The organism is Streptomyces tremellae (assembly GCF_039540215.1).
GTDB lineage: Bacteria > Actinomycetota > Actinomycetes > Streptomycetales > Streptomycetaceae > Streptomyces > Streptomyces tremellae.
Genome location: NZ_BAABEP010000001.1, coordinates 197355 through 217046 on the forward strand (window position 1 = coordinate 197355; position 19692 = coordinate 217046).

Annotated in this window: 16 protein-coding genes; 8 read left to right on the top strand and 8 right to left on the bottom strand. The window is 74.9% G+C overall.

Annotated elements, in window-relative coordinates; translation table 11 throughout:
* Positions 1-651: 651 nt before the first annotated feature.
* Positions 652-1647, top strand: coding sequence for an agmatinase (gene speB / locus ABEA77_RS00895; RefSeq protein ID WP_345639869.1), 996 nt, complete (start codon positions 652-654; stop codon positions 1645-1647).
* A 63-nt stretch (positions 1648-1710) separates the two neighbouring features.
* Here the strand turns inward: speB and pabB are convergent, their stop codons facing one another.
* Positions 1711-3783 (bottom strand): aminodeoxychorismate synthase component I, encoded by a 2073-nt coding sequence (pabB, locus tag ABEA77_RS00900; protein WP_345639870.1) that lies wholly within the window; start codon positions 3781-3783, stop codon positions 1711-1713.
* A 540-nt stretch (positions 3784-4323) separates the two neighbouring features.
* On the opposite strand from pabB, the gene ABEA77_RS00905 reads away from it, so the two are divergent.
* A complete protein-coding gene (locus tag ABEA77_RS00905; RefSeq protein WP_345639872.1) occupies positions 4324-4710 on the top strand; it encodes a DUF1304 domain-containing protein in 387 nt (128 codons plus the stop codon).
* A 198-nt stretch (positions 4711-4908) separates the two neighbouring features.
* Here ABEA77_RS00905 and ABEA77_RS00910 read toward each other — a convergent pair whose 3' ends face one another.
* Positions 4909-6330 carry a helix-turn-helix domain-containing protein gene (locus ABEA77_RS00910; protein ID WP_345639874.1) on the bottom strand — a complete coding sequence of 474 codons (1422 nt, stop codon included), beginning with the start codon at positions 6328-6330 and terminating at the stop codon, positions 4909-4911.
* A gap of 235 nt (positions 6331-6565) precedes the next feature.
* Between ABEA77_RS00910 and ABEA77_RS00915 the strand changes: the two genes are divergently transcribed.
* Positions 6566-7492 (top strand): aquaporin, encoded by a 927-nt coding sequence (locus tag ABEA77_RS00915; protein WP_425588175.1) that lies wholly within the window; start codon positions 6566-6568, stop codon positions 7490-7492.
* 127 nt (positions 7493-7619) lie between these two features.
* Here the strand turns inward: ABEA77_RS00915 and ABEA77_RS00920 are convergent, their stop codons facing one another.
* Entirely contained in the window at positions 7620-8453 is an 834-nt protein-coding gene (locus ABEA77_RS00920; protein WP_345639876.1) for a helix-turn-helix domain-containing protein, read from the bottom strand.
* A 44-nt stretch (positions 8454-8497) separates the two neighbouring features.
* On the opposite strand from ABEA77_RS00920, the gene ABEA77_RS00925 reads away from it, so the two are divergent.
* From ABEA77_RS00925 to ABEA77_RS00940, 4 genes are all read left to right on the top strand, one after another.
* Complete coding sequence (locus ABEA77_RS00925; RefSeq protein ID WP_345640196.1) at positions 8498-9034, top strand: aldo/keto reductase; 537 nt, start codon at positions 8498-8500, stop codon at positions 9032-9034.
* 89 nt (positions 9035-9123) lie between these two features.
* Positions 9124-10293: a PP2C family protein-serine/threonine phosphatase gene (locus ABEA77_RS00930; RefSeq protein ID WP_345639877.1), complete on the top strand. Its 1170-nt coding sequence runs from the start codon at positions 9124-9126 to the stop codon at positions 10291-10293.
* A gap of 139 nt (positions 10294-10432) precedes the next feature.
* On the top strand, positions 10433-11857 hold the full coding sequence (locus ABEA77_RS00935; RefSeq protein ID WP_345639879.1) for a condensation domain-containing protein: 1425 nt from the start codon (positions 10433-10435) through the stop codon (positions 11855-11857).
* A gap of 281 nt (positions 11858-12138) precedes the next feature.
* Positions 12139-13635: an arabinofuranosidase catalytic domain-containing protein gene (locus ABEA77_RS00940; RefSeq protein WP_345639880.1), complete on the top strand. Its 1497-nt coding sequence runs from the start codon at positions 12139-12141 to the stop codon at positions 13633-13635.
* 134 nt (positions 13636-13769) lie between these two features.
* On the opposite strand, the gene ABEA77_RS00945 is transcribed toward ABEA77_RS00940, so the two are convergent.
* The gene (locus ABEA77_RS00945; protein WP_345639882.1) at positions 13770-14087 is read right to left on the bottom strand and encodes a hypothetical protein; all 318 of its coding nucleotides are present in this window, start codon (positions 14085-14087) and stop codon (positions 13770-13772) included.
* A gap of 425 nt (positions 14088-14512) precedes the next feature.
* Here ABEA77_RS00945 and ABEA77_RS00950 point away from each other — a divergent pair, with 425 nt between their 5' ends.
* The gene (locus ABEA77_RS00950) at positions 14513-15547 is read left to right on the top strand and encodes a polyprenyl synthetase family protein (RefSeq protein ID WP_345639884.1); all 1035 of its coding nucleotides are present in this window, start codon (positions 14513-14515) and stop codon (positions 15545-15547) included.
* Between the two features lie 122 nt (positions 15548-15669).
* On the opposite strand, the gene ABEA77_RS00955 is transcribed toward ABEA77_RS00950, so the two are convergent.
* The 4 genes from ABEA77_RS00955 to ABEA77_RS00970 form a co-directional block, all read right to left on the bottom strand.
* A complete protein-coding gene (locus tag ABEA77_RS00955) occupies positions 15670-16305 on the bottom strand; it encodes an enoyl-CoA hydratase/isomerase family protein (protein WP_345639886.1) in 636 nt (211 codons plus the stop codon).
* A 52-nt stretch (positions 16306-16357) separates the two neighbouring features.
* Positions 16358-17176 carry an IclR family transcriptional regulator gene (locus ABEA77_RS00960; RefSeq protein WP_345639888.1) on the bottom strand — a complete coding sequence of 273 codons (819 nt, stop codon included), beginning with the start codon at positions 17174-17176 and terminating at the stop codon, positions 16358-16360.
* Positions 17177-17248: 72 nt separating this feature from the next.
* Positions 17249-18898 carry a class I adenylate-forming enzyme family protein gene (locus ABEA77_RS00965; RefSeq protein ID WP_345639889.1) on the bottom strand — a complete coding sequence of 550 codons (1650 nt, stop codon included), beginning with the start codon at positions 18896-18898 and terminating at the stop codon, positions 17249-17251.
* Positions 18899-18900: 2 nt separating this feature from the next.
* Positions 18901-19674 carry an enoyl-CoA hydratase/isomerase family protein gene (locus ABEA77_RS00970; RefSeq protein WP_345639891.1) on the bottom strand — a complete coding sequence of 258 codons (774 nt, stop codon included), beginning with the start codon at positions 19672-19674 and terminating at the stop codon, positions 18901-18903.
* Between the last annotated feature and the right edge of the window lie 18 nt (positions 19675-19692).

Sequence of the window (19692 nt, forward strand, 5' to 3'; positions counted from 1 at the left end):
GCGGCAGGATTCGGCGGTCTGTCCGGAATGACGAGAACGTAAGCGAAGACCTCGCAGCGAAACAAGTTCTGAATTCATGCAGCGATGCTTTAAACGCCCTCAGCGAGGGAATACCCGATCTTCCCCCGGCCGCCGGAAGCCCCAACGCGCCCTGGACTCGCGCGAAATGAGGCACCGCCCCAACAGGCCCCTACACCCCTTCTGGTGACGCATATCACCGAACAGAGGCGCAACGACCCCCGACAACACCCGCCAGAGAGCAATAACTTACCTCAAATGCCCAGAAGTGGGATTAGGTATGAACGGCACCAAAACGCCCATAACGGCGCCGTGGATCCACGGCCTGCCCTCCTTGCGGCCCACCTCTCGGCCAATGACACGCGATCAGAAATCCGTCCTCGCGCACGGCGGCGCCACGACATACCGCGAGGACCCCTGGAAGATCGCCTGAGAACACCAAGCGGAACCCGGATCGATTCCCCAGGAGAGTCGCACGCAAGGCCCCGCCAACGGGAAAGCAATTCCCTTTCCCATTCTGACGCGCAATCAAAAGGCGACCGCGGCGTAAGCTGCTGGTGCCGTGCGGGCTCCCCCACCGGGCGCGCCCGCGCCGCACCGCTCATTCCTTATCCACATGGAGGAACCCGTCCCGTGACATCGAACGAGCAGCAGCCGCCGGCCGGCGCGCCCGCAGGACCTGTGGGACCCGTCGACAGCTCGGTGGTGCCCCGCTACGCGGGTATCGCCACCTTCGCGCGGCTGCCCCGCCTCGAAGACGTCGGCACCGCCCAAGTCGCCGTGGTCGGCATCCCCTTCGACAGCGGTGTGTCCTACCGGCCCGGCGCGCGGTTCGCGCCCGCCGCGGTGCGCGAGGCCAGCCGGCTGCTGCGCCCCTACCACCCGGGGCTCGACGTGTCCCCGTTCGCCGCCGTGCAGGTCGCGGACGCGGGCGACATCGCCGTGAACCCGTACGACATCGGGCAGGCGGTGGCCACCGTGGAGGAGCGCGTCGGCCAACTCGCCGCGGGCGGCGCGTCGGTGGTGACGGTCGGCGGCGACCACACCCTCTCGCTGCCGCTGCTGCGGGCCGCGGCCCGGGTGCACGGGCCGGTGGCCCTGCTGCACTTCGACGCCCATCTGGACACCTGGGACACGTACTTCGGGGAGCCGTACACCCACGGCACACCGTTCCGCCGGGCAGTTGAGGAGGGGCTGCTCGACACCGAGGCGCTCAGCCACATCGGCACTCGCGGCCCGCTGTACGGCAAGGCGGACCTCGCCGACGACAGGCGGCTCGGCTTCGGCATCGTGACCGCCGCCGACGTGATGCGGCGCGGTGTGGACGAGACGGTGGCCGCGGTGCGGGAGCGGATCGGCGACCGCCCGCTGTACGTCTCCGTCGACATCGACGTCCTCGACCCGGCGCACGCCCCCGGCACCGGCACCCCGGAGGCGGGCGGCCTCACCTCACGCGAACTGCTCGAAATCCTGCGCGGTCTGGCCGGTACCCGGATCGTCGGCGCGGACGTGGTGGAGGTGGCGCCCGCCTACGACCACGCCGACATCACCTCGGTCGCGGCCTCGCACGTCGCCTACGACATGGTGAGTTTGCTCGCCCTGCGCCGCGCGGGGGCGGCGGCCTCCTGAGGCCGGGCCGGGCGCCGCCCTGCGGGAGCCGCGCCCGGCCTGCCCCACCGCGCCCCACCCGTGTCACTCTCCGCGAGAGGCCGGCGGTTCGCCGTCCACGGGCGGTGCCGCGGTGTCGAGCACGGCGGTGACCATGGCGCGGGACTTCACGACGGTCTCCTCGAACTCCTCCGCCGGGTCGGACAGGGCGACGATCGCGCCGCCCACGCCGAAGGAGACCCGGTCGCCGGCGGCGACGAGGGTCCTGATGACGATGTTGAGGTCGGCCGCGCCGCTGAGGGAGAACCAGCCGAGCGACCCGGAGTAGACGCCCCGCGGGCCCTCTTCGAGCCGGTCGATGATCTCCATGGTCCGCAGCTTGGGCGCGCCGGTCATCGAGCCGCCGGGGAAGGCCGCACGGACGCAGGAGACCGCGCTCTCCCCGGCGCGGAGCGTGCCGCGGACGGTGGAGACGAGCTGGTGGACCGGGGCGTAGGTCTCGACGTCGAAGAGCGTGGGCACGTGGACGGAGCCGATCTCGCAGACGACGTTGAGGTCGTTGCGGATCAGGTCGACGATCATCAGGTTCTCCGCGCGGTCCTTCTCCCGGCCCGCGAGGTCCCCGCGCAGCGCCTCGTCCTCGGCCGGGGTCGCGCCGCGCGGCCGGGTCCCCTTGACGGGCCGTGACTCGGCGACCCGGTCGGTCCCCACGGTGAGGAAGCGCTCGGGCGACGCGCAGAGCACGGCGACGCCGGGGAAGTCCAGCAGCGCGCCGTACGGCACGGGGCTGATGCGGCGCAGCCGCCCGTAGGTCCGCAGCGGGTCGACGGCGGCGCGCAGGGTGACCGTGTTGGTCAGGCACACCTCGTACGTCTCGCCCTGGCGGATCTGTTCGAGGCACTCGGCGATCCGGCCGAGGTAGGCGCGTTCGCCGTGGCGCGGGCGCACGGTGCCCGCGGCGGCCGGCCCGGTCATGCCGACGCCTTCGAAGGGGGCCGGCTCCCGGCCGTGTGCCGGCGGCGGCAGGGTCCGCAGGCGTGCCGCGGTCGCGTCGAGCCAGGCGGTGGCGCCGGTGGTGTCGTCGCCGAGGGAGAGCGCCAGCAGGTGGCTCACGCCTTCGGCGTGGTCGACGGCGAGCATGCGGTCGGCGAAGAGGAGGGCGGCGTCGGGGGCCTCGGCCTTGTGGACCTCGGCACCGCCGGTCTCGGCCTTGAGTTCGTAGCCGAGGTAGCCGACGTAGCCCAGGTTGAAGTCGAACGGCAGTCCCTCAGGAGTGGGGACGGCGCGCTCGGCGAGCCGCTCCTCCAGGTAGTCGAAGAAGGGCCGTCCGACGGTCTCCTCCGTGCCGCCCGAGCGCACGGTCACGGCGCGGTCGGCGACGCGGTAGGTGAGGTACTCGGCGAGCGGGCCGCTGCCGTCGCCGAGGAAGGAGAACCGGGAAAGGCCCTCGACGACGGTGCCGCTGTCCAGCCAGAAGCCGTGGTCTCGGCCGTGGAACAGCGCGCGGTACGCGGTCTCGGTGTCCGGCTCGTGGGGCACCGTGCGCACGTGCACGCGGTAGCGGGGGCGCCGCCGCGCGGCGGTCCGCGCGAGCGCCAGGTCGCGGAAGTTCGCGAGGAGTTCGCGGCCGTACTCGCTGCCGATGGACTCGGGGTGGAACTGCACTCCCCAGATCGGCCTGGTCCGGTGGCGCAGCCCCATGACGACGCCGTCCTCGGTCCACGCGGTCCGCTCCAGGCCGGCCGGGAGGGCGGTGACGGCGAGGGAGTGGTAGCGCACCACCTCGTAGGGGGACGGCAGGCCGGCGAAGAGTCCCGTGCCCTCGTGGTGGACCCGGGAGATCCTGCCGTGCATCGGCCGCGGGGCGAGCCCGACGCCACCGCCGAAGAGGTGGGCGATGCCCTGGTGGCCGAGGCAGACGCCGAGCACGGGCAGTCCGCTGTCGAGGATCGCGTCGGCGCTGATGCCGAAGTCGCGCTCGCGCTCGGGCCGGCCGGGGCCCGGCGAGACGACGATCGCATCGAAGTCCTCCTCGCGCAGGCCGGACCAGTCGGCGCTGTTGCGCACGACGACCGGCGCACTGCCGTTCACCTCGCCGAGCAGTTGGTAGAGGTTGTACGTGAAGGAGTCGTAGTTGTCGATCAGGAGGGTCCTCACGCCGGGCCCCCTGCGAAGGGCTCTCCGACGCGCGACGTCTGCCTGGCGCCCGGCCCGTACGGGGCGCGCTGAGGCTCGCCGCCGGTGCCGCGCCCGGGGTCTTGGCAGGCGGCGCCGGCACGGTGCGGCCGCGTCGCCCGTACGGTGCCCGCGCGCCGGTGGCGCTCCGCCCCCGCGCGGAGCGCCACACGCTCCGACGGCCGGCCGCCGAACCGCACGCAGGACCGGCCTGGCCGCCCGCCCGGCTCCCCCGTGGCCGCCCGGTCCCGGGCGGCGCGGTGCGCGCGTCCGCAGGACACCCATCCCGACAACAGGCGCATGTTCTCCACCTTTCGCACCCCGGCCCCGCCGGCCGGCACCACGGCGCACACCACCGCACACCGTGACGGACCACCGTATGTCCTCGCCGGCCGGTCGGGGCCCGTGCGGGCCTGGCACGGGCGCGCGGGGCGCCCGCTGTTACGATGCGGCGGCCTGCCGCACCCGTCGGCACGGCGTGGAAGCCCCCGGTCACGGGGCAGTTGGACTACTGGAGCACACATGCTGGTCGCGGGGCTCGTCCTGGCCATGGTCGCAGGGCTGATCCACCTCTACATCTTCGTCCTCGAGTCGTTCCGCTGGACGGCCCCCGCCACCCGCGCGACCTTCGGCACCTCGGCGGAGCAGGCGCAGGAGACACGCCAACTCGCTTACAATCAAGGGTTCTACAACCTGTTCCTGGCCGTGGCCGCCATCGTCGGCGCGGTCCTGGTGCTCGCGGGCACGGTGACCGTCGGCACGACGCTGGCGGTCACCGGCACCGGCAGCATGGTCCTCGCGGGCCTCGTCCTCGTGTCGAGCGACCGCACCAAGCTCCGCGCGGCCCTGGTCCAGGTCCTCGCGCCGGCGCTCGCCCTGATCGCGCTCCTGGTGGCGCACCTCACCTGAGGCGCGCCGACCGGGGAGGCGTACGTGCGGGCCGCCGCCACGGCTCCCCCGTGGTCGTGCCGGCCGGGCCCGCGCGGCACCGCCCCGGCCGCGCCAGAAGGACACTAGAGGAGCGGCCCTCCAGGGGGCGAGGCCTTTCCCGCCCAGTGACCGCAGCCCCGGGTTTCGCCCCGCACAGTGGCGAGGCGACGCGGGTTCTCACAACTCCCCGAGTGCTCTGAAGGCGAGCCACAGCTCGTGGGTGGCGCTCGGGGCGTGCAGCAGCGACCTGCCGAGGGCGTCCTCCGCCCGTACGAGGCGCTTGCGCAGCCCCGGCGGTGAGATGCCGAGCGCCGCTGCCGCCTCGGCGAGCCTGGTGCCCGCGCGGAGCCAGGCGCGTACGGCGTCGAGGCCGGACGCGCCGAGCGGACGGGTGCGGGCGTGGGCCCAGCTCTGCGCGGCGGGCGCCGCGAGCAGCGCGGACAGCCCCGGCTCGCCCCCCGGCCCCGGCGCTGCCGCGGGGGTGCGGAGCCGCAGCGCGAGCCATACGGTCGCCCGCCCGGCGACCCCGGTCAACAGCTCTGTCTCCAGGAGTTGTTCGAGCAGCCGCACCCGGGCCGTGAGGGTGTTGCGGTGGATCTTCAGATGGCGGTCGGCTCCAGTGCCGAAGGTCAGCCAGGACGCCAGTGTGTCCAGCAGTTCCGCCGCGTCGGGATCGGAGCGCCTGGCCGGTGTGTACGCGAGACAGGGTCCGAGCACCCGGGCGGCCCACCGGACGCCGGCCGGGCCGAGCGGCGGCACGAGGGTGTCGTGGCTGCTGAAGCGCCCACCGCGGCCGGGGGCGCCGCGGGCGGCGGTCAGGGCGTGGAAGGCCTGCTCGTAGCCCAAGGCCGTGTCCCGCAGGGCCACTTCCGCGCTGGTCCCGATCCGGCACTCCGGCAGTTCTGCGAGCGCGTCCCGTTCCCAGCCCGCGATCCGGGCGGGCACCAGCGCGATCAGGTGCCGCGAGCGCACGGGGCACGGCACGATCCAGGCCGCGCCCGCGGCGACCCGTTCGAGCCTGGCGGCAGCGGCGCCGCGCTCGGCGGCGGGGGCCTCGACCACGCACACGCGCAGCGGGCCGGGCAGCCGGTCGCCCATCGCACCCGAGACGCGGTGGGCGAGCGCGACGTCGCCGCCCACCAGCAGGTGGAGCACGGCCTCCCTGCCGCGGGCGCGCGCCGCCTCCATGCGGCGCCGGTCCCTGGCGTACTCCTGTGAGCGCAGGGCCATTTCGAGCACCCTGGCCGCGTCGGCGAGGAGCGGCCCGTGCCGGTCGTCCGCGCTGCCCTCGACCACCAGGCTCTCGCCCGGGCCGAGCGCCACCACCTGCGCGGTGCGCCCCTTGCCGGTGCCGGCCACCCCGGACGGCGCGCCGCGCAGGCGCAGTTCGCGCACGGCGGCCAGCGCGGCGCGGCTCGGGCGGCCGGGCGCCGAGGCGGCGACGGAGCCGTCGTCCGCGACCACCGCGGCGGTCCCGCCGGTGCGCCGTGCCAGCCACTCCAGCGCGGGCCCCGCCCCGCGGGCCCCGCCGACCAGGTGCAGCAGGGCGAGCACGTCCTCGGCGCGTGCGGACGCCGCCCGCGGCCCCTCGTCTGCCATGGGGACACGGTAGCCAGTGGCCCGCGCGGCGGAACACCGTGCGTGCCCGGCGCGGCCGGGCCGCGGTCCGCTCGCCGCGACAGCCCGGCGCGGCGGCGTTAAGGTCGCTGGGACTGAGTGTGATCCACGGGATCGAGGCGGCCGCCGAGGTCGCGCACGCGGTGGAGTGCGGGGGCTCCCGGTGTGTACGCGGGCGGCGCCCGCCGCTCTCGCCGTCACCCGCGAAGGGGATGTCATGAGCACTACACACACCACATCGCAGGGGTCGCGCAGCTCAGCGCCGGGCACGGGCCGCACACCGACGCGCCCCCTCGACGCGCACGCGCTGATCGCCGAGTTCTTCGGGACGCTCGCATTGGTCTTCTTCGCCGTCGGCACCGCGATCTTCGCCAAGCCCTTCGTGGGCACCGTCGGCATCGCCCTCGCCTTCGGCTTCGTCCTGCTGGCCATCGTCTACGCGATCGGGCCGGTCTCCGGCTCGCACGTCAACCCCGCCGTGACGCTCGGCATGGTGCTGGCACGCAGGATCAGCCCCCTGACGGGCGTCTGCTACTGGGTCGCCCAGCTCGCGGGCGGCCTCGCGGGCGCCGCGCTGCTCGCCTGGCTCGCCCGCTCCGTACCGGCCTTCAAGACCTTCGGCAGGGGCGCCTTCGGCACCGACGGCTACGGCGCGGACTCGGCGGTGCACATCACGATGGGCGGCGCCTTCCTCGCGGAGACGATCCTCACCGCGCTACTGGTCTTCGTGGTGCTGTGCACCACCCACCAGAAGGGCGCCAAGGGCTTCGACGGCCTGCCCATCGGCGCGTCGCTCCTGGTGATCCACCTGATCGGCATCCCGCTGACCGGGACGAGCGTCAACCCCGCGCGGGCGCTCGGCCCGGCCGTGTTCGCGGCGAACAACGCCATGAGCCAGGTGTGGGTCTTCCTGGTGGCGCCCCTGGCCGGCGCCGTCATCGCCTACCTGGTGCACGTGGGCACCCACGGCCTGCCGGCCGCGGGCGGCACGGCGGAGGTCACGGACGAGAACCCGCCGCTGCCCGGCGCGGGCCGCGACCCCGTGGACCGCGGCGCCGAAGCCCCGTACGCCGCGCACACCGGGGACGGCGGCGCCCGCGCGGAGGACGGCCCGCGCGGGGACGACGGCCCGGACCCCCGGTAGGGCCGCGTCCCTGCGGTCAGCCGGCCCGCCGCGGCCGACGCCTGTCCGCGTTTTGCGGGCCGGCCTCACACCGGGCGCCGCTGCCCGGCGGGCCCCAGGACTGCCGGGAGGCCGCCGCGTGCGCGGGTCACCGCCCGGTCAGCCCGTCGAGCGCCGCGCGGCTCGCCCCGTCCGCGGGGCGGCAGATCATCAGCCGCTGGTCCGTGTCCTGGAGCGGCGTGAGCACCTCGAAGTGCACCGCGAGCGCCCCGGCGTCGGGATGGCGCACCGCCTTGCTTCCACGGCCGTTGACCCGCACGTCGCGCTCGGTCCAGAGCCGGGCGAACTCCTCGTCGTGGGCGGCGCACTCGGCGATCAGGCCGGCCGGCACGCGGTCCTCGGGGTGCGCGGCCCACGCGGAGCGCAGATGGGCGACGCCCTCCCGCAGGACGCGCTCGCGGTCGGCATAGCGCTCGCGCGTCTCCGGGTGCGCAAGGCACAGCCACATCGCGTTGCGCCGCGCGGCCGGCAGGGTCCCGAAGTCCAGGAGCAGGGCGGCCATCTCGGGGTTCCACGCCAGGATGTCGTAGCGGTGGTTCATGAGCATGGCCGGGAGCGGCGACAGGTCGGCGACCAGGCGGGCCAGCTGCGGCGCCGCGGTGGTGGCGGGCCCTTCCGCGTCGCGCCGGCGCTGTCTCGTCAGGTCGAAGAGGCAGGCGCGCTCGTCGGGGCCGAGCCGGAGCGCGCGGGCGAGCGCCTCGACCACGTCGGCGGAGGGCCGCAGCCCGCGCGCCTGTTCCAGCCGTACGACGTAGTCGACGCTGACCCCGGCGAGCTCGGCGACCTCCTCGCGGCGCAGCCCCGGGGTCCGCCTGGCCCCACGGCGCGGCGGCAGGGCGAAGTCACGCGGATCGAGGCGCTCGCGCCGGGTCCGCAGGAACGCGGCCAGCTCCTGATCCGCGTCCGGGGTGCGGGTGGTCATGACCCCTGCAACAGCCTGGGTGGGAACGGCAGACCCTCGCCGACCTGCGCGGCTGGTCGCCGCTTGTCGCCCTGGAGATCGAGTACAGCCTGGTCGAGCGCGCCGGGGAGCACGACCTCATCCCCATGGCGCGCGAGCTGGGGCTCGGCGTCGTCCCGTACTCGCCGCTGGCCGGCGGGGTGCTCACGGGCAAGTACGGCCGTGACGACCTGGCCGCGGCGGGCGCGGGTGACGGCACCCGCAGGAGTTTCAATCCCGCCCTCGGCACCGTCACCGAGCGCAACCTCGCGGTCGCCGACGCCGTGCGGGAGGTCGCCGCCGAGCTGGGCCGCTCCTCGGCCCAGGTCGCGCTCGCCTGGACCCTGCGCAACCCGGCCGTGACCGCGCCGGTCGTCGGGGCGCGCACGCCCTCGCAGCTCGCGGACAACCTGGGCGCGCTCGACGTCGAGCTCACCGCCTCCCAGCTGGCCCGCCTCGACGCGGCGAGCGCGATCGGCCTCGGCTACCCGCACGACATGCTCACGGGCGGCCACATCCGCGAGGTGATGACGGGCGGTCTGCGGATCGAGCCGCGCCGCTGAGCCCCGGACGGTTCCCCGGCCGGGGACCGTCCGGGAGACATGCACCGGCCACCGAAAGGGTGTATACGGGGTGAATGGGCAGGAGGAGTGTGTCGGAGCGCCTTCTGGACCCGCCGTCGGGACGCGGCAAGCTGGTCGCGGTTCCGTTCGCGCTGATCGCGGCGATCACGGCGGTGGACGTCCAGGCGCCGGACGACGTACACCTGGGGCCGCTGCTGGTGATCGCGCCCGCGCTCACCGTGGCCCTCGCGGGGGCGCGGCTGACGGCGCTCGCGGGGGCGCTCGCGCTGCTCGCGCAGGTGTTCATCGCGGTGTTCCACGGCGGGCTCGGCACGGCCAACCACGTGTCGCAGATCATCGCGCTCGCCGTGCTCTCCCTGCTGGTGGTCCTCGTCAGCCTGGCGCGCGAGCGCCGTGCGAGACAGCTGACCGAGGCGCGGTCGGTGGCCGAGACGGCGCAGCGGGTGCTGCTGCGGCCCCCGCCCCGCAGGATCGGCCCGCTGCGCGTCGCCTGGCTGTACCTGACCGCGGAGGACGAGACCAGGATCGGCGGCGACCTCTTCGCGACCGCGCGCGCCGCGCACCCCTCGACCCGGGTGATCATCGGCGACGTCCGGGGCAGCGGGCTCACCTCCATCGGCGAGGCCTCCGTCGTGCTCGCCTCCTTCCGCGAGGGCGCCCACCGCCACCCCGCGCTGCCTGACCTGGTGGCCACCCTGGAGGAGAGCGTCTGCCGCGAGCTTGAGGAGGTCGCGGACACCGAGCACGACCCGGGCGAGCACTTCATCACCGCCCTCGTCCTCGACCTGCCCGACCGGGGGTCGCAGGCCCAGATGGTCAACTGCGGCCATCCGCCGCCGCTGCTGGTGCGCGGCAGCGGGGTCGAGCCGCTGCACCCCCGCAGCCCGTCGCCGCCACTGGGGATGACGGGGCTGCGCGGAGGTGAGCCGCGCACGGATCCGTTCACCTTCGAACCGGGCGACCTGCTCGTGCTCTACACGGACGGCGTGATCGAGGCGCGCTCGCCCACCGGGGAGTTCTATCCGCTGGCCGAGCGGGTGGCGGCCTTCCTGCCCGACAGCCCCGACAGCCTGGTGCAGCGGCTGCGCCAGGACCTCCTCGCCCACACCGGCGGACGCGCGGCGGACGACACCGCGCTGCTGGTCATCGAGCGGGCCGGGCCGCCGCGCACCGGCGACGGGCGGCGCGCGCTGCACGCGGGCGCGCCCTCGTCCGTGCGCCCGCCGGGCCTCGGTTGACGGCGGCGGACCGCGGGCGCGTACGGCGCGTACGGCGGAAAACCAGGGCCTTGACACTCGTGTGATACCCAGCCGAACACTCGTGCCGTACGCGGCACAGTGCCCGTCCCCGCGGCGCGTCGTTGTCCCCGGTGTGAAGATGACCGAACTCAGCCAATACCCCGTGCGTCCCGGGCAGGTACGGGAGTGGACGCTCCATCCGCCCGCGCTGGCCGCGGCACGGCGGGCGGAGCGGGACTCCGTACCGCCGTCGTACAACCAGGAGTCCCACGTCCTCACCACGGTGCGGCTCCAGGAGCGCGGGGCGCGCACCGCCGACTGGGGAGGCGTCGCCTTCGAGGTGGACGGCGAGCTCGACACCGACGCGTTCGGCCGGGCACTGGTGGGCTGGATCGGCAGACACGAGACGCTGCGCAGCGGATTCCGCAGCGAGGGCGGGGAGTTGCACCGCTTCACGCTCCCGCGTGAGGTGATCGGCGTGGACAGCGCGGTGCTCGGGGAGTTCCGGGACAGCCAGGTGCTCGGCCGCTTCCTCACGGACCGTCTTGATGCGGCCACCGACACCCTGAGCTGGCCGTGCTACGGGGTGGAGACCGTGCAGCGGCCGGGCTCGGCGACCGTGCTGCTGGCCTTCGACCACACGCAGACGGACGGGTACACGCTGTTCGGGATGGTCCACGAGATCCAGGAGTTCTACCGGGCGGCCCGCGAGGGGCGTCCGCCCGCGCTGCCCGCGACCGGCAGCCATGTCGGCTACAGCCGCGAGCAGCGGCACCAGGCGTCCCTCGTGGGGCGCGACCACCCGGCGGTCCTGAGGTGGAAACGTTTCATCGAGGACAGCGGCGGCCGCCCGCCCGGCTTCCCGCTGCCCCTCGGCACGGGCGACGACGAACTGCTGCCGCAGAAGTCGGTGTTCGCCTGGCTGCTCGACGCGGACGACACGGAGGCCCTCGCCGAACTGTGCAAGCAGGAGAGCAGCGCGCTGCCCGCGGGCGTGCTGGCGGCCAGCGCGCTTGCGGTGCGCGGGCTCGGGGCCACGGGCCCGTACCGCACGGTGATGCCGTTCCACACCCGTACGCGCTCCGAGTGGTCGGCCTCGGTGGGGTGGTACGTGGAGGGCGGCCCCGTCGAGATCGACCTGCCGCCGGGGTGCGGCTTCCCCGAGGCGGTACGGACGGCCCAGCGCTCCGCGCGCGAGGCCCGGCGGGTGGCGCGGGTGCCGTTCTTCCGGGTCTGCGAACTGCTCGGGGTCGACTTCAAGAAGACCTCCCCCGACCCGTTCTCGCTGCTGTCCTACATGGACGTGCGGGACTTCCCCGGCGCGCGCGACTGGGCGGGGTGGAACGCTCGGGCGCTGCTGCGGCTCTCCGACAGCGGGAAGGCGTGCCTGTGGGTGGTGCGCACCCTTGAGGGGCTGTACCTGTTCGGCCGCTACCCCGACACGGAGGTGGCCGCCGCCGCGCTCACGTCGTACACCCGGTGCGTGCGGGAGATCCTCCAGGAGGCGGTGAGTCCCGGCCGGCGCGCGGGCTCGGCGGACCGGAGGGTCGCCGCCTCGGTCTGACGCCGCACGCCCCGGGCGCCACCCGCACGGAGGCCCGCCGCCCTTCGGGGCGGCGGGCCTCCGTGCGTTCGGGACACGCCGGCGCACTGGCCCCGGCGCGCCGGGCGGCAGCAGCGACACCCCGCCAGAGAATCAACACTTGCCAACAGAACGAAAGACCGAACTCCCTTATTTGCAACAAACATTGACGGGTTCAAACAGCGGGCGTAGCTTCCGAGTCGGCCGCTTCGGCCACCGCGTAGTCGAGTTCGAGCTCTGATACCCCACGTCTGGAGCACACCATGCGCGAAAGAAGACCCACCGCCGGCCCCGCGGCGCCTCCCCTGTCCGCCCGCCTCCGCCGCGCCCTGCTCTCGGCGCTGGCCGTCGCCGGGCTGCTGCTCGGCCTCGGCACGGCCCTGCCCCCGGCGGCGCAGGCCGCCGGTTCGCTGCCCTGCGACATCTACGGCGCGGCGGGCACGCCCTGCGTGGCCGCGCACAGCACCACGCGCGCCCTGTACGCCTCCTACGACGGACCGCTCTACCAGGTCACCCGCACCTCGGACGGCGCGAGCGCCGACATCGGGCTGCTGTCAGCCGGGGGCTACGCCGACGCCCAGGCGCAGGACGCCTTCTGCGCCGACACGCAGTGCCGGATCGACAAGATCTACGACCAGTCGCCCCGGCACAACGACCTCACGCCGGGCCCCGCCGGCACCTCGGGCATGGGCGCCGACCGCGGCGCGGACGCCGCCGAACTCGCGGTGACGGTCGGCGGGCACAAGGCGTACGGCATCTGGATCTCGCCCGGCGTGGGCTACCGCTCCAGGAGCGCGGCGTCCGGCACCGCGGTCAACGGCCAGGCTGAGGGCGCCTACATGGTGGCGAGCGGCACCCATGTGGGCTCCGCCTGCTGCTTCGACTACGGCAACGCCGAGAGCACGCCGGCCGACACGGGCAACGGCCACATGGACGCGGTCTCCATCGCGACCACCTGCTACTTCGCGCCCTGCACCGGCTCAGGGCCCTGGGTGGAGGCCGACCTGGAGAACGGCATGTTCCAGGGCGACAACGGCTCCAACACCGCGAACAGGGGCAACAACACCCCGTTCGTCACCGCCGTGCTGAAGAACGACGGCCAGACCACCTACGCGCTCAAGGGCGGCAACTCCCAGTCGGGCGCCCTGTCGACGTGGTGGGACGGCGCCCTGCCGACCCGCGGCGGCTACCGGCCCATGCACCAGGAGGGCGGCATCATCCTGGGCACGGGCGGCGACAACAGCAACTGGAACATGGGCACGTTCTTCGAGGGCGTGATGGTCTCCGGCTATCCCACCGACGCGGCGGAGAACGCGGTGCAGGCGAACATCGTGTCGGCCGGGTACTCCGGCGAGACCGACGTGCCCAACGGTCCGCAGTCCACGATCACCGGGCCCGGCGGAAAGTGCGTGGACGTCGCCGCCGACGACACCGGCGTCAACGGCGCGGCGGTCCAGCTGTGGGACTGCCAGTCCTACGCCGAGGACCAGTACTGGACCCACCACGCGAACGGCTCGCTCAGCACCATCGGGCGCTGCCTCGACATCGACGGCAACGGCACCGCGGCCGGCACCGAGGTCGAACTCTGGGACTGCAACGGCGTCGGCGGCCAGAACTGGGTGCAGCAGAGCGACGGTTCGCTGCTCAACCCGCAGTCCGGCCGCTGCCTCGACTCGCCGGACGGCGCGACGGCCAACGGCACGCGGCTGCGGATCTGGGACTGCAACGGCTCCGCAGCCCAGAAGTTCACCCTGCACTGACGCCCCGCTCCCTCCCCGCGGCCCGGCGCACCGGCCGGGCCGCACCCGGGGCGCCACCCGCGCGGGGGCACGTCCCGTGGCGTGCCCCCGCGCCGCCTTCGCCGGGAAGGCCCCCTGTGTCGAGGCCCGTCGGCTCAGCCCGCCCGCACGACCGTCGTGAGGGTGCCGCCGTGCGGGACGCGCAGGACGTGGATCCTGCGCGCTCCCCCGCGCAGCAGGGTCACGTCCGTCGCCTCCACGGTGGCCGCGGGCGCTCTCCCCCACTCGACGGTGACGGACGTACCGCCCCGCCGGACGACGAGGCCCTCGGCACTCGCCCCGGCGTCCTCGCCGTACGGGACGGGCGTGCCGTCGCCGAAGCGGGCGGTGTCGGTGGGCAGCAGCACCGGCGGGACCTGCTCGGTGAGCCTGCCGGTGCCGCGCACCGCCCGGGGCACCCACGTGCGTTCCATGGTGAGGACCGTGCCGGTCCGCCCGTCCGGCAGCCCGTACGTCACCACGACGGGCGCGGCGCCCTGGGCGGCCTCGGAACCGTCCCGGGGGGGTCGCCGATGCGGTGGGCGGCGCCGAGGTCGCCGTGCGCCTCGGCGTTGCCGTGTGCCGGAAGCCGGTCGGGTCGCTCGGGGTGCGCCACCAGCCGCCACCCAGGTGGCCGAGGGTGGCGGGGTCGTCGACGACGACGTCGTTCACCGTGCCGGGCAGGATGGCGAGGAACGGGCCGAAGCGCTGCTCCGGGGCGGCTGTCCTGAGGGGCGGCCGGGACGCCCGGGGCCCCGGGCCTCGCTCGGGTAGGGTTCCGGACCGGACACGGCCGGTCCTGCCGGGGCCGCCGCGGCGCCGCCGCGTGCCGTGCCGGGGTCAGGAGGCTTGGTACGGCATGGACATACGCGCGCTCGCGCCCGGTGAGGAGCCCGGCACCCCGCGGCGAACGGACCCGGCGGCCGATGTGCGGGAGGCGCTGCGAGGCTGGGTCGACGCGCTGCCCGCGGCGACGGCGGTCGCGGCCGGCTACCACTTCGGGTGGCTGGACGAGGAGGGCCGCCCCACGGACCGGCCGGGCGGCAAGCTGCTGCGGCCGCTGCTCGTGCGGGCGTGCGCGGAGGCGGCGGGCGGCGACCCCGCGGACGCGGCAGAGGCCGCCGTGGCGGCCGAACTGGTGCACGCGGCCACGCTGTTGCACGACGACATCATCGACGGCGACCGCCTGCGCCACCACAGGCCCACGGCGTGGGACGTCTTCGGCGCCCCGCGCGCGATGCTGACCGGGGACGCCCTGCTCGCGCAGGCGTTCCGGGTGCTGGCCGCGCGGCCCGCGGCCCACACGGCGCGGTCGGTCGCGGTGCTCGCGGAGGCGGTGACGCGGATGGCCGAGGGCGAGGCGATGGACATCGCCTTCGAGTCGCGTGACGACGTCTCCCCGGCCGAGTACACGGCGATGGCGGAGGCGAAGTCCGGTGCCCTCGTGTCGGCGGCGTGCGAACTGGGCGCGCTTGCGGGAGGCGGGGACGAGCGGGCCGCCCGCGCGCTCGCCGCCTTCGGCCTGCGGCTCGGGCTCGCCGGGCAGATCACGGACGACCTGCTGGGGCTGTTCGGCGACCCCGGGGCGACCGGGAAGCCCATCGGCAGCGACCTGCTGTCAGCGAAGAAGTCCCACCCGGTGGTGTGCGCCCTGGCGTCGGGCACCCCGGCGGGCGAGCGGCTGCGGGCGCTGGTGGCCGGCGGCACGGCCCGCGAGGACCTGCCGGAGGCGACGCGCCTGGTGGCCGAGGCGGGCGGCCGCGAGCAGTCCGCGCGGGCCGCGGCCGAGCACACAGAACACGCGGTGGCCGCCCTCACGGCGGCAGGTCTGCGCGCGGACGCCGTCACCCGCATGACGGGCATCGCGGACTTCGTCCTGCACCGGACGGTGTGACACCCCGCCCACCGGCGCGGCAGGCCCACCCGGGCCGGCCGCTCCCCGGCGCGGGGCGGCCGGGCCGGGGAGCGGGTGACGCGCGAGGGCCGTCGCGGGCGCGGCCAGTGCGTCGCGCGCGGTCAGTGCGACAGGGCCAGGTACTTGACCGCCATCAGGTCCTCCAGGGGGTGTTCCGCCACCCGGTGGGCCAGCGCGGTCGCCGTGGCGAGGACCAGGTCCGCCGGTACGACGCGGTTGACGAGGCCGTAGCCGTACGCCTCCGCGGCGTCGAAGCGGTCGCCCGTGAGGGTCCAGCGCGCGCCCGCCGGGTGGGACGAACTCAGCTCCCCGGGCGGGCAGTTGACGGGGATGCCCCAGGCGACCTCGGGAAGGCCGAAGACCGCGTCCTCGGCCGCGACCCGCAGGTCCGTGCGGAGCATCAGGGTCAGCCCCCCGCCGAGGCAGTACCCGCGCACCGCCGCGACCACCGGCTTCCACAGCGGCTGGGCGCGGTCGGGCCGCACCGCGGCCATCGGCTTGGCGAGGTCGAGCAGCGGCGGCGGGTGCGGGATGGTGTCCCTGAGGTCCGCTCCGGTGCAGAAGGCGCGCTCCCCCGCGCCGGTCAGCACGACGGCCCGTACCCGGTCGTCCTCGCCCGCCTCACGCCAGGCCGCCGAGAGGTCGCGGTAGTCGGGGCCCGTGAGGGCGTTGAGGCGTTCGGGGCGGTTGAGGGTGAGGGTGAGGACCGGGCCGTCCCTGGTGACGTCGATGGTCATGGCGTCGTCGCTCCTTCCGTACGCGCGTGGGCGCCGCCCGGCCGCCGCCTGGTCACTCCGGTGCGACGCCGCTCCGGGGCAGCGCCTCGGGCGCGAGGTCGCCGCCCGTCAGGGCGCCCGGTTCCTCCGGGGACTCCTCGCCGAGCGCCTCGGTCAGCCGCCGGCAGACGGCGAGCAGCCGCGTGGTGGGTTCCGAGGGGCCGGGCTCCGGCAGCTGCGAGACCGTGCCCAGGATGCTGATCGCGCCGACCAGCTCCCCCGCCTGGAACACCGGTGCCGCATAGGCCCGCAGGCCGGAGAGCACCTCGGTGTAGGCGAGGCCGTCGCGCCGTACGGCCGCGAGGGTGCGTTCCCGCTCCGCCAGGTCGGCGCCCGGGTCCTGCTGGCTGTCGAAGCGCTCGCGGGCGGTCGGCGAGAAGGCGAGGAAGACCTGCCCCGCCGCCGAGTCGTACGCGGGCAGGTGCGATCCCTCGCGGATCTTCAGCGAGACCAGCTGGTCGGTGTTGTCGTTCTCCCGCACCACCAGGGGCGCGTCGCCGTCCCAGATGGTCAGCAGCGCCGTGACCTGCGTGACCCGGACGAGCCGCTCCAGCAGCGGCCCCGCGAGTTCCGCGAGGGGCAGCCCGTTGAGCGCGACGGCCCCGAGTCGCACCAGCTTGGGCCCGAGCCGGTAGCGGCTCCTCCTGGTGTCGTACGAGAGCATGCCGGTCTGCCGCAGCGAGTGCGCGTAGCGGTGCAGCGTGGTCCGCGGCCACGGCAGCAGCTCCTGCATCTCCGCCAGGGTCAGGGTGCCCCGCCTGGACGTGAACAGGTCCAGTACCGCGATGCTGCGCTCCACGCTGAGCAGCGGGTCGCCGCGCCCGTCCGCCATGCTTCCTCCTCGAATGCCGCCGTGAGCCGAGGATAGGCGAGGCGGTTCCCGCGGCCCCGGCCGCGCGGGCGGTCACGGCGTCGCCCCCCTGGCCGGCTCCGCGTCGGCCGGGGCCGCCAGCAGGGCGGGCAGGGCCTTGCGGTCGGTCTTGCCCGCGGGCGTCTTGGGGATCGCCGTCACGAAGCGCACGGTGCGGGGCAGCTTGAACCCGGCGAGGCGCGGGCGGAGATGGGTGACGAGCGACTCCGCCGTCAGGGCGGAGCCCGGTGCGCGCACCACCACGGCAGCGACCCGCTCGTCCCACTCGTCGTCGGGCGTGCCGAACACCGCGCAGTCCAGCACCTCCGGGTGTTCGACGAGGGCGCTCTCGACCTCCTTCGGGAAGACGTTCTCGCCGGCGGTGCGCACCATGTCCTTGAGCCGCCCGACGATCCTGAGCTGCCCGTCCGCGTCCCTGCGGCCGAGGTCGCCGGTGTGCAGCCAGCCGCCCTCGAACGCGGCGGCGGTGGCCCCGGGGTTGTCGAGGTAGCCGAGCATGACGGTCTCGCCGCGTACGCACACCTCGCCGGTCTCCCCTTCGGCCACCTGCCGCTGCTCGGGGTCGAGCAGGGCCACGGTCACGCCGGGCACGGGGGTGCCCACGGCGTCCAGGTTGTCCGGGCGCGCGTCCTCGGGGCGCAGGGTGGTGATGAACGAGCCCGCCTCGGTCTGCCCGTAGACGTGTTCGAGGCGCACCCCGCGCGCCCCGCGCTCCTCGAAGGCGGCGACGGCGCGGGGGATCAGCCGGCTCGGCTCGTAGCTCGCGTACATGAGGCGGCGGAACGACGACAGGTCGGTACGGGCGAGCCGGGGCGAGCCGAGGAGCCTCGCGAGGACCAGCGGGACCGCGAACAGCGAGGTGCAGCGATGGCGTTCGATGAGGTCGAGCGCGGTGTCAGGATCGAACTTCCGCATGAGTACGGCGGAGCCGCCCGCGAGCAGGTACTGCTTGAGGAAGTCCCAGCCGCCGGTGTGGTAGAGCGGCTGGTAGGCGAGCAGCCGGTCGTCCGGCCGTACTCCGGAGGCCAACGCGGCGCCGAACGCGTCCCCGATGCTGCGCCGTTGGGAGAGCACCGCGGCCTTGGGGGCGCCGGTGGTACCCGAGGTGAACAGCAGCAGGTGCGGACTTTCGGGGCCCGCGGCTCCCGCGTCGCCGGTGCCGGAGGGCGCGCGGTCGGCGCCGGCGGCGGCGATACGGTCGGCCCAGGAGGACTCCGGGCCGCCCGCGAGCAGCACGGTGTCGGTGCCGCAGCGGTCGAGGGCGCGGGACAGGACGGCCGCGCGGTCGGCCGGGGCGGCGGCGAGCACGGGCCGCGCCATGCCCAGCGGTACCGCGAGCTCGCCTTCGGTGAGGCGGGTGTTGAGCGGTACGAGCACGGCGCCCGTGAGCGCGGTCGCCAGGTAGAGGGCGACCATGTCGGCGCACGGGTCGTCGGCGACCGCGACCGGGTCGCCCGGCAGGACGCCGAGCGCGCGGAGCCCTTCGGCCAGTTCGGTCACCCTGCGGTGCAGCGCGCCGTAGGTGTGTTCGCCCGCCTCGTCGACGAGGGCGGTGTGCCCCGGCCGCCAGCGCGCCTGCGCGGCCACCAGGTCGGCCAGGGTGGACGGCGGCGGTGCGGGCCGGGGGCGCGCCACTCTGGCGGCGATGCCGCGCGCGGGCGCGGCACCTGCGGTGTGCGGCATCGTCACCGCCCCCGGAACTCGGCGGGCCTGCGCTCGGCGAACGCCTTGACGCCCTCGGCGAAGTCCTCGCTGTCCTGGAGCAGCCGCACCATGGCGTCCTCCAGGCGGAGCCCGGACGCGGTGTCCATGTCCCCGGAGCGCAGGGCGAGTTCCTTGGTGGCCTGGACGGCCATCGGGGCGTTGCGGGCGATGCGCTGGGCGAGTTCGAGCGCGGTGGGCAGCACGTCGGCCGCGGGGACCACGCGGTTGACGAGGCCCCAGCGCAGGGCGGTCTCCGCGTCGACGCGGTCGCCGGTGAGCAGCATCTCCATCGCGAGGGCGCGCGGCAGCTGCTGGGCGAGGCGCTGGGTGCCGCCGCAGCTCGCGAGGATGCCGTGGCCGACCTCGGGGGTGGCGAAGGTGGCGTGCTCGGCGGCGACCCGCAGGTCGGTGGAGAGCATCAGGGTGAGACCGCCGCCGAGGCAGTAGCCGTTGACGGCGGCCACGACCGGCTTGAACAGTTCGAGACCGCGGTCGGGCCGGAGTTCGACGCCGGGGTTCCACAGGTCGCGCAGCGGGTGCGGGCGGGGCAGGAAGTCCTTGAGGTCGGCGCCCGCGCAGAAGGCGCGGTCGCCCTCGCCGGTGAGGACGGCGGCGCGCAGCCCGTCGTCGTCGCGGATCTCGATCCAGGCGTCCCGCAGTGCGTCCAGGGTGGGCATGTCGAGGGTGTTGAGTCGCTCGGGGCGGCGGATGGTCACGACGGCGACCTGTCCTTCGCGTTCGAGGGTGATGCTCATCGGGTGGCCTTTCGCTCG

What these genes read in the sequence shown, in the direction of transcription:
- ABEA77_RS00905 (WP_345639872.1), top strand. Translation starts at nt 4,324, where the DNA reads ATGCTGGTCGCGGGGCTCGTCCTGGCCATGGTCGCAGGGCTGATCCAC.
- ABEA77_RS00910 (WP_345639874.1), bottom strand. Translation starts at nt 6,330, where the DNA reads ATGGCAGACGAGGGGCCGCGGGCGGCGTCCGCACGCGCCGAGGACGTG.
- ABEA77_RS00915 (WP_425588175.1), top strand. Translation starts at nt 6,566, where the DNA reads ATGAGCACTACACACACCACATCGCAGGGGTCGCGCAGCTCAGCGCCG.
- ABEA77_RS00920 (WP_345639876.1), bottom strand. Translation starts at nt 8,453, where the DNA reads ATGACCACCCGCACCCCGGACGCGGATCAGGAGCTGGCCGCGTTCCTG.
- ABEA77_RS00935 (WP_345639879.1), top strand. Translation starts at nt 10,433, where the DNA reads ATGACCGAACTCAGCCAATACCCCGTGCGTCCCGGGCAGGTACGGGAG.
- ABEA77_RS00940 (WP_345639880.1), top strand. Translation starts at nt 12,139, where the DNA reads ATGCGCGAAAGAAGACCCACCGCCGGCCCCGCGGCGCCTCCCCTGTCC.
- ABEA77_RS00945 (WP_345639882.1), bottom strand. Translation starts at nt 14,087, where the DNA reads ATGGAACGCACGTGGGTGCCCCGGGCGGTGCGCGGCACCGGCAGGCTC.
- ABEA77_RS00950 (WP_345639884.1), top strand. Translation starts at nt 14,513, where the DNA reads ATGGACATACGCGCGCTCGCGCCCGGTGAGGAGCCCGGCACCCCGCGG.
- ABEA77_RS00955 (WP_345639886.1), bottom strand. Translation starts at nt 16,305, where the DNA reads ATGACCATCGACGTCACCAGGGACGGCCCGGTCCTCACCCTCACCCTC.
- ABEA77_RS00960 (WP_345639888.1), bottom strand. Translation starts at nt 17,176, where the DNA reads ATGGCGGACGGGCGCGGCGACCCGCTGCTCAGCGTGGAGCGCAGCATC.
- ABEA77_RS00965 (WP_345639889.1), bottom strand. Translation starts at nt 18,898, where the DNA reads ATGCCGCACACCGCAGGTGCCGCGCCCGCGCGCGGCATCGCCGCCAGA.
- ABEA77_RS00970 (WP_345639891.1), bottom strand. Translation starts at nt 19,674, where the DNA reads ATGAGCATCACCCTCGAACGCGAAGGACAGGTCGCCGTCGTGACCATC.